Genomic DNA, 14,582 nt, shown 5'->3' on the forward strand with positions numbered 1-14,582 from the left:
GACCTATATTCAGTAGACAGGTGGCGAAACCACCCAGATGACGACAGCCGGCTCCGCTCCAGGATTGCGCCAGCGGAACGGCTTGCCGTCGAAGCGAAAGGAGTCGCCCTCACCAAGCCGGTGCCAGACGCCTGATATCTCGATGTCGAAGCTGCCGGAAGCGACATATCCGGCTTCCTCCGTCGGCCGGCGCGCCTCGGTCTTCAGCTCCGCACCCGGCGCGAAGACCGAACGCAGCATCTCGAAGCTACCGCCGAGATCGGGCGACAGAAGCTCCTCCACAAGGCCGGAATCGCTTGTGCCAAGCGTGCGGCGGCTGCCGGCGCGCACGATGACACCGCGCTCGTTCTCGACAGGCACGTCGTGGCTGAAGAACAGGCTGACCGGCACCCCGAAAACTTCCGCGAAGGCCCTGAGATCGCCGAGCGACGGGATCGACAGGCCGCGCTCGACCTGACTGACCCAGCCGACGGAGCGGCCGAGCTTCAGACCGATCTCGGCAAGTGTCAGCCTGCGCGCCTTACGCAGCGCCCTGATATCGCCGGCCAGCAGCCGTTCGCGGTTTTCCTGCTCCGATCTGATGGCGGTTGAGGTCAAGCCATTTCTCTTACGGAAAAATTCCCCATGATGAAAAATTGGGGGCAAATTTCATGAGAGGTCAAGTTCGTGAAAAAATCAATAGGATTTTCATGAGGCCACAAGATTTGCTTGCGCCATTTTGACGGTTCAGGCAAAGGCTCGGCCACGAACGGCGAGTGAGGGCGTCCGGTCGAGACCCACGATAGCGCGCCGCGCGTCCAATTGGACGCGCAAAGGACGCTCTATCATTTTCTAGACTGCGCATGATTCTTCCGGACACCGATTCCGATTTCCGGGGTCATGCGCTAAGGACGGCCCATGCTGGAAAACAACACCCGGATCGCTAAGGATGCGGCGATCGTCGACGAGGCGATCACGTCACGCCGTTCTGTGCGGGCCTTCCTGCCCGAGATGGTCGATGACGAGACGATCCGCGCCATTCTCTCTGTCGCCGCGCGTGCACCTTCGGGCACCAACATGCAGCCCTGGCGGGTCTACGTCACCAAGGGCGAGGTCAAGCAGCGGATCACCGACGCCATCCTCAATTCCGGCATCCGCGCCGAAAAGGCCGACTGGGACGAATATCGCTATTACCCCGACCAGTTCTTCGAACCGTATCTCACCCGGCGGCGCGCGAATGGCTTCGGCCTCTACGGCGCGCTCGGCATCGGCCGGCGCGAGGTGGACAGGATGCGTGCGCAGCACGACCGCAACTTCGTCTTCTTCGACGCACCGGTCGGCATGATTTTCACGGTCGACCGGCGGCTGAACAAGGGCTCGTGGATCGATTACGGCATGTTCCTGCAGAACATCATGGTGGCGGCGCGGGGCAGGGGCCTGCACACCTGTCCGCAGGCGGCCTTTGCACCGTATCACAAGCAGATCAGGCCGGTGCTTAATATCCCCGACGAGGAGATCGTCGTCTGCGGCATGGCGCTCGGCCATGAGGACAGATCCAAGCCCGAAAACGAGTTCCGCACCGACCGCGCGCCGCTGGAAGAGTGGGTGACATTCGCCAAATGAGGTGGCGCCAAATGAGGTGGCGCCAAGTGAGGTGACGACGCGCCGCCTCGGTCTACTGCACTTCGTAACCGACTTCCTCGCTGGCGTGGCAGAGCGCCTTCCAGAACGAGCGCGCAAACGAGCGGAACACATAGATGTCGAACTGGTCGGCGCCAGTGCGCTGGATCTGCGCGAACACGTCATGATGCATGGTCGAGCGGCCGGCACCGACCGGGAAGGCCGGCAGCGCGAAGTCGATGGCGAAGAGTTTTGCCAGCACCCATTCGGCCTTTGGTCCGGCGATGCGGATCGCGGTGCGGCCGTGCGACAGGTCGGTCACCGTGCCGATCGCCGGGGTGACGACATTGGCAAAGGCTGATGCCAGGCCTTCGGCCTCGTCGACCACTGTGAATTTTCCCGGCGCGAAGCCGAACACCGACCTCACGCCGTCGGTGCTGCCGGCGCCGGCGCCATCGGGCAGAGCAAGGCCGGTAACGGTGCGGATGCCTGATATCAACTTCTTCTCCTGGCCCGGCCAGGCAGCGAGCTGCAGGATCGATCCCGACCTGGTTTCGGAGAGGATGACATCGATGCCGTGTTCGAAATCGCCGTGCGAGCCGGTGCGCAGTTCCGGCTCAAGCGGTGCCAGCTCAAGCGGTGATTGGCGCTCAACCATGCATGCGGCTCCCGTCCGGATCAAAGAAGTGGTTGGAGACGATCTCGACCGGGCCGAACCGGTTGCGCAGGGGATCGGAGATATGGGCGCGCGTGCCGCGCCGTGCTTTGCCGTCCTTGACCAAAGCGAGCGCGATGTATTTGCCGAGCGCCGGCGAATAACAGCAAGCGGTGATGTGGCCGATGGAATCGTGCGGATTGGCTTCGTCAAGCGCCTCGACGATGTGCGCGCCGCCGTTGAGCGGCTGGTTGTCCAGCGAAATCAGACCGACGAGTTCCAGCCGGCCGGGAGCGATCAGCCCCTCGCGATCCATCATCGCCGAGCCGATGAAGGGCTTTTTCTTGGACAGCATCCAGTCGAGATGCAGGTCGCGCGCCGTGGTTCGGCCGTCGATCTCGGCGCCGGTGACGTGGCCTTTCTCGATGCGCATCGTGCCCAGCGCCTCGAGCCCGTAAGTCACCAGTCCGAACGGCTTGCCGGCTTCGATCAACGCTTCCCAGACATGGGTGCCGTACCCCGCGCCGGAGTAAACTTCGAAGGCCATTTCGCCGGAGAAAGACAGCCGGCAGATCATCACCGGCACGCCTGATATCTTGCCGTGCACGATGCCCATGAAAGGCAGCGTGGCGTTGTCGACGGCGGTGCCAGTGATGCAAGCGGCAAGAATGGCTCGCGCCTTTGGTCCGCCGATGGCGGCACCCGCCCATTCGTCGGTCACCGAGGTGACGTGGACCTTCAGCTCCGGCCAGATAACGTCAAGGAAATACTCCAGATGCTGCATCACCTTGCCGGCATTGGCCGTGGTGGTGGTCATCAGGAAGTCCTGATCGCCGAGCCGCCACGTCGTGCCGTCGTCGAAAGCGAGGCCGTCCTCGCGCAGCATCAGCCCGTAGCGGGCCTTGCCGACAGCCAGCGTCGAGAACATGTTGGTGTAGACCCGATCGAGGAATTCCGCTGCGTCCGGACCCTGCACGGCGATCTTGCCCAGTGTCGAGACATCGACGATGCCGGCGCTCTCGCGCGTCGCCCTGGCTTCGCGCACATAGGCCTGCTCGATCGTCTCGCCGGGATGGCCATAAATCATCGGGCGATACCAGAGGCCGGCCGAATACATGGTTGCGCCATTGGCGACGTGCCAGTCATGCATCGGCGTCAGCCGCTCTGGCCTCAGGTCGCCGAAGCGTTCTGCGGCGAGCGAGCCGATAGACACCGCGGAAAAGGGCGGGCGGAAGCGTGTCGTGCCGACTTCGGGGATCGGCTTGCCCAGCGCTTCGGCCATGATGGCGAGGCCGGGTATGTTGGAGTTCTTGCCCTGGTCGGTCGCCATGCCGAGCGTGGTGTAGCGTTTCAGGTGCTCGACCGAGACAAAGCCTTCGCGATGCGCCAGCCGCACATCCTCCGCGGTCACGTCGTGCTGGAAATCGACGAAGCTTTTTCCATCGGCCTTGATCTCGAACACAGGCGCCGGGTCGGGATCGCCGGGTGCTGCTTCGACGACCGGCAAGGCCGTTGGTGCGCCGGTCCCGCCGGCCGCCGAAAGCCCGGCGGCGCGACCTTCGGCGATGGCCTCGGCGGTGGAGAAGCTGCCGGTGAAAGCGCCGGCGCCGATCCATTTTTGCGTCGGGCTGGGCGGCAGGAAGGCCTGTCGGGCGGCATTCCATTCCGCCTTGGCGCCGGCCTGGCTGGCCAGATGGATGGTCGGCGACCAGCCTCCCGACATCAGCAGGCAGTCGGCTTGAATGCTGCGCGGATCGCCGGCAAGCGCGCCGTTGACCATGTCGAAGCGCTGCACCTTGATGCCGGACAGCGCCTTGCCGCCTTCGGTGGCGACCACGGCGTGACCGGAAAGAATCTTGGCTTCCGCTTCATCGGCGATCTCGCGCATCTCGCTCGAAAGCTCCGGCCGCACGTCGACGATGGCGACGATGGCCGCGCCGGCATTCTTCAGCGCAAGAGCGGAGCGATAGGCGCTGTCATTGTTGGTGAAGAGCGCGATCCTGCTGCCCGGCAGCACGCCGTACTCGTTGGCGTAGCGCTCGGCGGCATGCGCCAGCATCACACCCGGCCGGTCGTTGCCCGGAAACACCAGCGGCCGCTCGAAGGAGCCGGTGGCCAGCACCACCGATTTGGCGCGAATGGTCCAGTAGCGATGGCGCGGTTCGCCCTTCCCGGGCCTCTCCTTATGGTCAGTGACCCGTTCGAGCGCAGCGAGCGTGTTGCCGTCGTAATAGCCCCAGACCGTGGTGCGCGGCAGCAGGCGGACATTGTCATAGCCTTCGAGCTGGCCGGCGGCTCGCGCTGCCCAGTCCGCCCCGGGCATGCCGTCGATCGTCTCGCCGGACCAGTTGGCCGAGCCGCCGAAATGCGGTTCGAGCTCGCTGAGGATGACACGCGCGCCCTGATCGGCGGCGGCCCTGGCGGCCATCAGCCCGGCCGGACCTGAGCCGACCACCAGCACATCGCAGAAAGCGTTCATGCGCTCGTAGCGCGCCGTGTCGGGAGCAGTCCCGGCGCGGCCGAGACCGGCGGCCCGGCGGATGAAATGCTCGCAGAACATCCAGAAACGCGTGCTCTTCAGCGGGCCGATCGCGGGTCCCATGAAGGTCTTGTAATAGAAGCCGGCGGACAGAAGCTTGCCGCCGAGCTGATTGACGGCGCTGACATCCCAGGACAGCGATGGAAAGCGGTTCTGGCTGACAGCGGTCAGCCCGTCATAGATCTCGACCATGGTCGAGGCAATATTGGGCTCGCGAACCTCGCCCCGCAGCACCGTCACCAGGGCGTTCGGCTCCTCGACGCCTGATGTCAGCACGCCGCGCGGGCGGTGATATTTGAACGAGCGCCCGAACAAGGTGACGCCGTTGGCCAGCAGCGCCGAGGCAAGCGTGTCGCCGGCATGGCCGGTGTAGGGCGCGCCATCGAAGGTGAACCGGATGGTTCGCAGCCGGTCGATCCGACCACCGGCATCCGTGCGGCGTGGGCTCATGCCTTGCCCTCCGCCTTGTGGCGCGCAGCGGCTTTGTGGTCGCCGCGCGCGAAGGCGACGCTGGAGATATCGTGTGTCAGCGTGTTGCGCACGACCTTGAGATGGGCGCGGCAGCCGCCGGAATGCTGCCAGATCTCGTTGTGGTCACCCGCCGGATTCAACCGATCGTAGACATAGGCGTTCCAGGCGTCGAGATTCTGCGACGCGGGCTGAGGGCGCTCGCGGTTACCGTCGCCCTGGTAGGTGAACTCGATGACATCGCGCGGGCCGCAATAGGGGCAAGTGATCAGCATTTTCGTCTTACCTAATGCAGCCGCGGCGTCGCGCCCTGGCCCTTGTCGTCGATCACCATGCCGCGATGGAAGCGGTCGAGCGTGAAGGGCGCGTTGAAGTCGTGCGGCTCGTCCTTGGCGATGGTCCAGGCAAAGCACCAGCCAGACGCCGGCGTCGCCTTGAAGCCGCCGTAGCACCAGCCGCAGTTGAGATACATGCCCGGCAGCGGGCCGGTGGTGATGATCGGCGAGCCGTCCATCGACATGTCGCAGACGCCGCCCCAGGAGCGCAGCATGCGCACGCGCGCAAGCCCCGGAAACAGCGCCAGCATCTCGCTCATCACCTCGTCGACAATAGGCAAACTGCCGCGCTGGGCATAGCTGTTGTAGCCGTCGAGATCGCCGCCATAGACAAGGCCGCCCTTGTCCGATTGGGACATGTAGAAATGGCCCATGCCGAAGGTGAGGACGGTATTGACGAATGGCTTCAGCGATTCCGTCACGAAGGCCTGCAGCACATGGCTCTCGATCGGCATCGTCTCGATGCCGGCAAGCTGCATGACCCGTCCGGTGCTGCCGGCCACCGCGACCGCCACCTTCTTGGCGCGGATCTCACCACGCGAGGTCGAGACGCCGGTGACGCGGTCGCCATCACGCAGGAAACCGGTGACCTCGCAATTTTCGATGATGTCGACGCCGCGACGGTCGGCGCCGCGCGCATAGCCCCAGGCGACGGCATCGTGGCGGGCGGTGCCGGCGCGCGGTTGCATCAGCCCGCCGACGACCGGGAAGCGAGCCGCGCCCGAGACGTCCAGCGCCGGTATCAGGCGTGCGATCTCCGCCGTGGTCATCAGTTCGGCGTCGACGCCGAGATGGCGCATGGCGTTGCCGCGGCGCGCAAGATCGTCAAGCTGGGCAGGCGTGTGCGCCAGGTTCAGGCAGCCGCGCTGCGAGAACATGACGTTGTAGTTGAGGTCATGCGAGAGGTTCTCCCACAGCTTCATCGAATGTTCGTAGAAGCGGGTGTTGGCAGGCAGCAAGTAGTTGGAGCGAACGGCCGTCGTGTTGCGGCCGACATTGCCGGATCCGAGCCAGCCCTTCTCCAGCACCGCGACATTGGTGATGCCGTGCTCCTTGGCGAGATAATAGGCGGTCGACAGGCCATGGCCGCCGCCGCCGATGACGATCACGTCATAAGATGCCTTCGGGTCCGGTTTGCGCCAGGCCGGCTTCCAGTCTTTGTTGCCGGTCAGCGCGTTTTTGAGAAGCGAGAAGGCCGAATATTCCGCCATTCTTTTTGTTTATCCGTTCTGGCTTTTCGTCATCCGTTTCGGGCGATGCGGCACACTATAGAGCAGGCCGCTGCCGCAAAGCCAATATTGCGCCATCGCTTTTCGACTGGCCGACTCCGAAAACGAGCCGCCCGCGACGGCTTGCTCCTTGATATGAGCGTCTTTATCAAGGACGGGCTTTTGAAACCGCCTTTTGCCGTCCGCGAGTCGCCGGAAACATCATGTTCTTTCGTTTGCTCCGCCTGGTTCTGATCCTTGCGCTTTTCGTCTTGGCGCCGCCGTCTTCCGACGCGATGGCGCAGGCCATCGGCCAAGGCGCCGCCGCGCTGATCGCAGAGCAGATGAAGGCGATCCAGGACCTGACCGCCAAAACCGACGATCTCGAGAAAAAGATACCGCAGGAGGCCCAGGAGGACGCGGGCCTCGTCGATATCCGGCTGCAACTGGAGGATATTTCGCGGGCAGCGTTGACCAGTGCGCTGGCATTTCGTTCGCGTCTTGCCGACATCAACAACCGTATCGAGGTGCTGGGCGCGCCGCCGGCCGAGGGTCAGCCACAGGAACCCGAGATCGTCACCAGCGAGCGCGGGGCACTGGCCGCCGAAAAGGCGGAGATCAATGCCGTCATCGCCAGCGCGCAGAACTTGTCGATCCGCATCAGCGGACTGATCGACAAGATTAGCACCATGCGCAGCGAGCTGTTTCGGAATGTGCTCACCAAACGTTATGTGGTGTCCGATGCACTGAGCCCGGAGGTCTTCTCCGATGCGCAGGACGAATACGCCAATTTTTACAAGGCGGTATCGTCCTGGCTGACCTTCGCCTTCAAGTTCAAATTCCAGGCCGTGCTGGCTGCGACCTTGATGGCGCTTTCGCTGGCTGCAGTGCTTTTTGTCGGTGGGCGGCGTCTGTTCGGGCGTATCTTCGAAGCGGACCCTTCCGTTGAGGACCCCTCCTATCTCAGCCGGCTGTCGGTGGCGTTCTGGTCGACATTGCTGCCGACGCTGGCGGTCGGCGTCTTCCTGGTCTCGACCGTGTTCTTTTTCAACTACTACAACGTGTTGCGCGGCGATATCGGTGTATTCCTGAATGCGCTGGTCGCCGTCATAGCGGTGGTGTTCTGCGTCAACCGGCTGACCAATGCGGCGCTGGAGCCGCGGCTGCCGAACTGGCGGCTCATACCCGTTGAAACCGGCCCGGCACGCTGGCTGGTGCGGCTGACGACGGCCATGGCGGTGGTGATCGGCATCAATAATTTCCTGTCGGTCGTCAATGACAAGATGGGCTCGCCGCTGTCGCTGACCATCGCCAGAAGTTTTGTCGCCACCATCATCGTTGGCGTCATCCTGATCCTGATGGGGCTGCTGAAACCGTTCAAGGCCACCGACGGACGCTGGCGGCCCTGGCCGGCGTGGCTGCGGTACACCGCCTTCGCGCTAGGCCTTTTCACCATCGCCGCGGCGCTGCTCGGCTATATCGGCCTTGCCATCTTCGTCTCGCTGCAGGTCGTGGTCACCGGCACCATACTGGTCACCGCCTATATCGGCTTCCTGTCGGCGCGGGCGATCAGCGAGGAAGGCGGCTTTGCCAACACGTCGATCGGGCGCTGGCTGTCGGTCAATTCCAGCTATGAGGAGTCCGCGCTCGACCAGCTCGGCCTGGTCGTCAGCGTCGCCATCAATGTCATGATCGTGCTGGTATTCCTGCCGCTGATCCTGCTGATGTGGGGCTTCCAGCCCGGCGACATCCAGGCCTGGGGCTACAAGCTGGCGACGGGCCTGACCATCGGCTCGGTGACGATCTCGTTGACCGGCATCCTGAGCGGCATCGTTGTCTTCATCATCGGCTATTTCCTGACGCGCTGGTTCCAGGGCTGGCTCGACGGCTCGGTGATGGCGCGCGGCAAGGTCGATACCGGCGTGCGCAACTCGATCCGGTTGGCGGTCGGCTATGCCGGCGTCGCGCTCGCAGCGCTCGTCGGCGTCTCGGCGGCTGGCATCGATCTCTCCAACCTGGCGCTTGTCGCCGGCGCCCTGTCCCTCGGTATCGGCTTTGGCCTGCAGAACGTCGTCTCCAACTTCGTCTCCGGCCTGATCCTTTTGGCGGAGCGGCCATTCAAGGTCGGTGACTGGATCGTCGCCGGTGACATCAGCGGCACGGTCAAGAAGATCAGCGTGCGCGCTACCGAGATCGAGACGTTCCAGCGGCAGTCGGTGATCCTGCCCAATTCAAACCTGATCAACAATGCCGTCGGCAACTGGACGCACCGGAACAAGCTCGGTCGCATCGACATCAAGGTCGGCGTCGCCTACGGCAGCGACGTAAAACAGGCCCATGCTGCGCTTTTGGAGATCGCGCGTGGCCATCCGCTGGTGCTGAAGAATCCCGAACCCTTCGTGCTGTTCACCAATTTCGGGCCGGCCGCTCTCGAATTCGAAATCCGCGTGTTCCTGGCGGACGTGATGAACGGCAACGTCGTGCAGAACGACATCCGGTTTGCCGTCCTCGATGTGTTCGCCGACCAACATATCGAAATTCCATCGGCGCCGCGCGCCGTCGTCGAGACCAAGAAGCATGAGGCGTGGCCGATCGACGACGACAAGATCGAAGTCGATTTTGCCGAACAGGAGCAAGCGAAGGCGGAAGCCGTGGCCGAGGCGAAACGCCTGGCCAAATCCGGGCGCAAGATCCGCAAGCCGGATCCCGACTAGGATCTATCAAGATTCAGCTGATGCCAGCTCTCGGCGCAGCGAGAACCAAATGCGGCATGAATGCGGCATTCAGTTGCCGTTCAGCTTGCATCTCATATAAGCTCACATGCAAAGGGCGAGAATGCCTTGCGAAATGCAACAGAGGCGGTGGAAACACCGATATTGCAAATGTGGAAGTCTCTCGTCGCCGCCATCGCTTTTCTTGCCGTGGGCGGTTCAGCCTTCGCCGCCAGCGCGACCAACAAGGACGCCGAGACCCGCACGCTGGTCGTGACCGAAGGCGGTGGCAAAACGGAGCTGGCGCTGGCCGCCGGCGAAACCGCGGAATTCTGCCCGAGCGGGTGTTTCGTTACCATGCCGAATGGCGACCTCGAGGCGCTGACCGGCTCGGAAACGATCGAAATCTCAGGCGGGGTCGCCCGTATCAAGTAACCCGCATGAAGTAACGTTGACTGCTTGCTTTCGAAGGCCGGGAAAATGCCCGGCCTTTTTATCGTTTCGGGTCATCGATGCTTAACGATGAAGAGCGAAATTCCGTCATGCAAGCCAAGCCAGGCTGGGCGTTTTAACGTTCGCTGCGCTGTTCCCCGCTATATCGAGCCGAAGACGCCGAAGCACGGCGCTGGTTTTGGATCGGCGCATGATCCTTTCCGAAAAAATCGGTTTTCGGGGTCATGCGCTTTCAGGCAGGGCAACGAAAATGGATGCGCGGTCGGACAGGAACGCAATTCCGCTTGCGGTCGATCTCGACGGCACGCTGATCGCGACGGACCTGTTGTGGGAAGGGCTGTTCATCCTTCTCAAGAAGAATCCGCTCTATATCTTCCTCGTGCCGTTTTGGCTTGCCGGCGGGCCGGCGCAGTTGAAGCAGGCCATCGCTCAACGCGTCGAGATCGACCCTGCATCGCTGCCTTATCGCGAGACGCTGCTTCAGCGCCTTCGCATTGAACATGGCGAGGGCCGCCAGATCGTGCTGGCGACCGGCACGCCACGCAAATTCGCCGAGGCGATCGCCGCGCATCTCGGGATATTCGACCGCGTCCTGGCGACCGATGGCCCCTACAACATGACTGCAGGCAGAAAGCGCGCTTCGCTTGTCGCCGCCTATGGCGACGGCGGCTTCGACTATGCCGGAAACAGCCGGCACGACCTTAGCGTATTCGACGCCGCGCGCACGGCAATCGTCGTCGCGCCCGACCGCCATGCTGCGCGCTGGCAGGCCGCGCACAGTGCCGAAATGATGCCGGCGCCGAAGCCGACATTCAGGACCATCGTCAAGATGCTGCGTGTTCATCAGTGGCTGAAGAACTCGCTGATCGCGGTGCCGATGGTGCTGTCGCACGAATACTTCAACGCCGACATGATCTGGGAATGCTTGCTGGCATTCGTCTCGTTCAGCGCGGTCGCTTCCGCCATCTACATCCTCAATGATTTCTTCGATCTCGCGCTCGACCGAAAACATCTGACCAAGCGCAACCGGCCATTCGCCAGCGGCGCGCTGTCGATCCCGTTCGGCCTCGGTTCGATGGCGGTGCTGCTTGCAATAGGTGTTGGAGCAGGGCTTCTGCTGCCGATCGAATTCCTCGGCGTTCTCGGCGGCTACATCATTGTCACCACCGCCTATTCGTTGTCGTTCAAGCGCATGCTCCTGATCGACGTGCTGACGCTTGCCGGTCTCTATACGATCCGCGTTCTGGCGGGCGCCGCGGCGACCGGCGTCGAGGTCTCGTTCTGGCTGCTTGCCTTCTCGATCTTCTTTTTCCTGTCGCTGGCGCTGGTGAAGCGTTTCGTTGAGCTGCGCACGACCGCTATTCCAGCCGGCGAGCGCATTGCCGGCCGCGGCTACCGCACCGAAGACCAGGAGATCGTCGCCCAGGCGGGCATGGCCTCGGCCTTTTCCTCGGCACTGGTGCTGGCCCTCTATATGGACAGCGTCGCGGTGCGCGAACTCTATCCGCATCCCTGGCTGGTCTGGCCGCTGGCCCCGATCGTGCTCTACCTGACCATGCGCGTCTGGATACTCGCCCGCCGCGACGAGATGCACGACGATCCGGTCGTCTTCATCATTCGCGACTGGCGCAGCCAGATCGTCGTGCTCATCGGCGCCGTGTTTCTGGTCGCCGGAGGCTGGTAGGCGTGGCGAAGCAGCGTTTTCAGAGCTTCGGCCTTGCCACGCCGCCGGCACTCGATGTGATCCCGGCGGACGACGCTGTTGCGTTGCTGAAGGGCGGCAAGGCGACAAGAAACGCCTTGCTCGCCTATGGCAACGGCCGCTCCTATGGCGATTCCTGCCAGAACGAGGCTGGCAAGGTCGTCGACATGCGGCCGCTGAATCGCATCCGCGCCTTTAATGCCGAGACCGGCGTGATGGAGGCCGAGGCCGGCATGCTTCTGCCCGACATCATCGCCCATGCAGCGCCATACGGCTTCTTTCCGGCCGTCGTTCCTGGCACGCAGTTCGTCACGCTCGGCGGCGCCATCGCCAATGATGTTCACGGCAAGAACCATCACCGGCGCGGCACCTTCGGCTGCCATGTCGAATCCTTCACGCTGCTCAGATCGGATGGACGGACCTACTACTGCTCGGCCACCGACAACGCACGCCTGTTTGCCGCAACGATCGGCGGCATGGGGCTGACCGGACTGATCCTGTCGGCATCTATCCGGCTGATGCGGGTGCCATCGCTCGACATCGTCGAGACGGCGACCCCGTTCCGCGACCTCGGCGAGTTCTTCGAGCTTGCCCAAGCGGCCGACCAGGCCAACGAATACGTCGTGGCCTGGATCGACCAGCTTGCCGGCGGCCACGGCCGTGGGCGCGGGCTGCTGTTCACCGGCAATCACGCCGAGCATGGCTCCCATGTGGCCTTGCGTGCATGCGGGAATCTTTCGGTGCCGTTCCAACCGCCGTTCAACGTGCTCAACCGGCCGTTCCTGACTGCCTTCAACGCTGCCTACCGGTGGAAGAAAGGCCGGTCTACAGCGCCGCGCCGGGTGGGCTACCAGGGTTTTTTCTTTCCGCTCGACGGCGTCGGCAACTGGAACCGGCTCTACGGACCGAACGGGCTTTTCCAGCATCAGAGCGTGGTCCCGGAAGACGTCGCGCGCCGGGCGGTGCCGGCGCTGCTTGCGGCGGCAAAAAGGGCCAGGCAGGGCTCGTTTCTCACGGTCTTGAAGCGCTTCGGCTCGATCCGCTCGCCGGCACTGCTGTCGTTCCCGCGACCGGGTTTCACGCTGACGCTGGATTTTCCCAACCGTGGCCGGGCGACGCTGGCGCTGCTGAAGGAGCTCGACCAAATCACCGTCGAGGCCGGTGGCGCGGTCAATCCTTACAAGGACGCCCGAATGGGTGCCGACGTTTTCGCCGCGTCCTTTCCGGAATGGCAGCGCCTCGAAGCCATCCGCGACCCCGCCTTCATGTCGAGCTTCTGGGCGCGAACGGCGAAAAAGCTCGACGCGCGACGCGACCCCGCCGAAGCCGAGGATTCGATAAGATTCGAATAGTTCATGGTTAATGGAACGATAAGGTAAAGCTTTCTTCGAGTTTTCCTGTGCTTCACGAAATGTTTGCAGGTTTTTAATAGAACGAGGAAGGGTCTCTGGAAAAGACATGAAATACATCGTCTTCATTCTGTTCACGGTCATGACCAACGCCGCTGCGCAGCTCATGCTGAAGCAGGGCATGATGTCGCTCGGCCAGATTTCCTTCGAGGGCACCAATCCATTGCTGAAGCTGTTGCAGATCGTCTTCAGCCCGTGGGTTTTCCTCGGCCTGTGCACCTTCGTCATCTCGATGGCGTCGCACCTCTATGTGCTGTCCAAGGTCGAGCTCAGTTTCGCATACCCATTCCTCAGCCTCGCCTATGTCGCCGTTGCGATCTTCGCCTATTTCGTCTTCCGCGAGGACCTCAATGGCTGGCGTATCGCCGGCATCGCTTTCATCTGCGTCGGCACGGTGCTGATCGCCCAAAGTGGCCGGGATCTGGGTGGGCGAGGCCATGACGAGGAAACGGCCTCCCTTTCGTCCGACAAGATTCACAGTGGGATCGTTCGATGAGACATGTGATCTTCGGCGGTGACGGTTTCGTCGGCCGCCACCTTGCCCCGAAACTTCTGGCCGACGGCGAGGAGGTGGTTGTCGCCGATATCGCTAAAAGCGATCTGCCGCATTACCGCTCGGTCCGCACTATCAGCTGCGACGTCACCGATCCGGCCTCGGTCGCTTCGGTCGGGCTGAAGGCCGACGACATGGTCTACAATTTGTCGGCGAAAATGCTGTCGCCGATCCAGGTGCGCGCCAAACGCCACGAGTTCTTCTTCCCGGTGAATTTCCACGGCACCGAGCACATCCTGCAGGCGATGGACAAGGCCGGTGCTCCGAGGCTCGTCCACTACACGACCGATATGATCTACGGCCACACGGTCACACAGCCGATGACGGAGGACCATCCGGTCGCGCCGCTCGGCGAATATGGCTGGTCGAAGCAGAAGACCGAGGAACTGGCCGCCGAATGGCGCAAGCGCGGCATGTCGATCTCGCTGTTTCGGCCGCGCCTCATCATCGGCCCCGGCCGCCTCGGCATCCTCGAGAAACTGTTCAAGCTGATCGACTGGAGCCTTCCGGTGCCGATGATCGGCTCGGGCAAGAACCCCTATCAGTTCATCTCGGTGTTCGACTGCGCCGAGGCCGCGCGCGCCGCCTGGAAGGCGGGCGTGCCTGATGAGGCCTATAATCTCGGCTCGCTCAATCCGCCGCCGGTCAGGAAACTGCTCGGCGATCTGATCAGGCATGCCGGTTCGAAGTCGATCCTGATTCCGACACCGGGCTGGGCGGTCAAGCGCACGCTCGACCTGCTCGACCTCTTGAACATGCCGATCATGGATCCGGAGCAGTATCTGATCGCCGACGAGGACTGCGTGCTCGACGTGTCCAAGGCCGAGCGCCAACTCGGCTGGGTGCCGCAATATCGCGACGAGGACATGCTGATCGCCGCCTACAGCGAATACCGCGCCAAGAAAGACGGCCATGCCGTCGCCGCCAAACATGTGCCCGCCGAGTGAAGG

12 protein-coding genes are annotated in these 14,582 nt (G+C 63.0%); 7 read left to right on the forward strand and 5 right to left on the reverse strand.

Annotated features, from left to right (window positions below):
• Positions 1–9 precede the first annotated feature (9 nt).
• On the reverse strand, positions 10–597 hold the full coding sequence (locus EOC94_RS26265) for an XRE family transcriptional regulator (RefSeq protein WP_245465658.1): 588 nt from the start codon (positions 595–597) through the stop codon (positions 10–12).
• Between the two features lie 300 nt (positions 598–897).
• On the opposite strand from EOC94_RS26265, the gene EOC94_RS26270 reads away from it, so the two are divergent.
• Entirely contained in the window at positions 898–1,602 is a 705-nt protein-coding gene (locus tag EOC94_RS26270) for a nitroreductase (RefSeq protein WP_095486727.1), read from the forward strand.
• 52 nt (positions 1,603–1,654) lie between these two features.
• Here EOC94_RS26270 and soxG read toward each other — a convergent pair whose 3' ends face one another.
• Genes soxG through EOC94_RS26290 form a run of 4 tightly spaced genes read right to left on the reverse strand, consistent with a single transcriptional unit; the run spans position 1,655 to position 6,807 of the window.
• Positions 1,655–2,257 (reverse strand): sarcosine oxidase subunit gamma family protein, encoded by a 603-nt coding sequence (gene soxG / locus EOC94_RS26275; RefSeq protein ID WP_127294358.1) that lies wholly within the window; start codon positions 2,255–2,257, stop codon positions 1,655–1,657.
• Positions 2,250–5,243 carry a sarcosine oxidase subunit alpha gene (locus EOC94_RS26280; protein WP_127294360.1) on the reverse strand — a complete coding sequence of 998 codons (2,994 nt, stop codon included), beginning with the start codon at positions 5,241–5,243 and terminating at the stop codon, positions 2,250–2,252. The genes soxG and EOC94_RS26280 overlap by 8 nt, the downstream gene beginning before the upstream one ends.
• Positions 5,240–5,536: a sarcosine oxidase subunit delta gene (locus tag EOC94_RS26285; protein WP_095486724.1), complete on the reverse strand. Its 297-nt coding sequence runs from the start codon at positions 5,534–5,536 to the stop codon at positions 5,240–5,242. Before EOC94_RS26285 ends, EOC94_RS26280 begins: the two co-directional genes overlap by 4 nt.
• Positions 5,537–5,547: 11 nt before the next feature.
• The gene (locus EOC94_RS26290; protein WP_095486723.1) at positions 5,548–6,807 is read right to left on the reverse strand and encodes a sarcosine oxidase subunit beta; all 1,260 of its coding nucleotides are present in this window, start codon (positions 6,805–6,807) and stop codon (positions 5,548–5,550) included.
• Positions 6,808–7,028: 221 nt separating this feature from the next.
• Between EOC94_RS26290 and EOC94_RS26295 the strand changes: the two genes are divergently transcribed.
• The 6 genes from EOC94_RS26295 (at position 7,029) to EOC94_RS26320 (ending at position 14,579) form a co-directional block, all read left to right on the forward strand.
• On the forward strand, positions 7,029–9,518 hold the full coding sequence (locus tag EOC94_RS26295) for a mechanosensitive ion channel family protein (RefSeq protein ID WP_127294362.1): 2,490 nt from the start codon (positions 7,029–7,031) through the stop codon (positions 9,516–9,518).
• Positions 9,519–9,686: 168 nt separating this feature from the next.
• Positions 9,687–9,950 (forward strand): hypothetical protein, encoded by a 264-nt coding sequence (locus EOC94_RS26300; RefSeq protein WP_095486721.1) that lies wholly within the window; start codon positions 9,687–9,689, stop codon positions 9,948–9,950.
• Positions 9,951–10,218: 268 nt separating this feature from the next.
• Positions 10,219–11,652, forward strand: a complete 1,434-nt coding sequence (locus EOC94_RS26305; protein ID WP_127294458.1) for a UbiA family prenyltransferase — start codon at positions 10,219–10,221, stop codon at positions 11,650–11,652.
• 2 nt (positions 11,653–11,654) lie between these two features.
• Complete coding sequence (locus EOC94_RS26310) at positions 11,655–13,022, forward strand: FAD-binding oxidoreductase (protein ID WP_127294364.1); 1,368 nt, start codon at positions 11,655–11,657, stop codon at positions 13,020–13,022.
• A 106-nt stretch (positions 13,023–13,128) separates the two neighbouring features.
• Positions 13,129–13,575: an EamA family transporter gene (locus tag EOC94_RS26315; RefSeq protein WP_095486719.1), complete on the forward strand. Its 447-nt coding sequence runs from the start codon at positions 13,129–13,131 to the stop codon at positions 13,573–13,575.
• Positions 13,572–14,579 (forward strand): NAD(P)-dependent oxidoreductase, encoded by a 1,008-nt coding sequence (locus EOC94_RS26320; RefSeq protein WP_127294366.1) that lies wholly within the window; start codon positions 13,572–13,574, stop codon positions 14,577–14,579. Before EOC94_RS26315 ends, EOC94_RS26320 begins: the two co-directional genes overlap by 4 nt.
• Positions 14,580–14,582: the final 3 nt, after the last annotated feature.

The organism is Mesorhizobium sp. M6A.T.Ce.TU.016.01.1.1 (genome assembly GCF_003997065.1).
Taxonomy (GTDB): domain Bacteria; phylum Pseudomonadota; class Alphaproteobacteria; order Rhizobiales; family Rhizobiaceae; genus Mesorhizobium; species Mesorhizobium mediterraneum.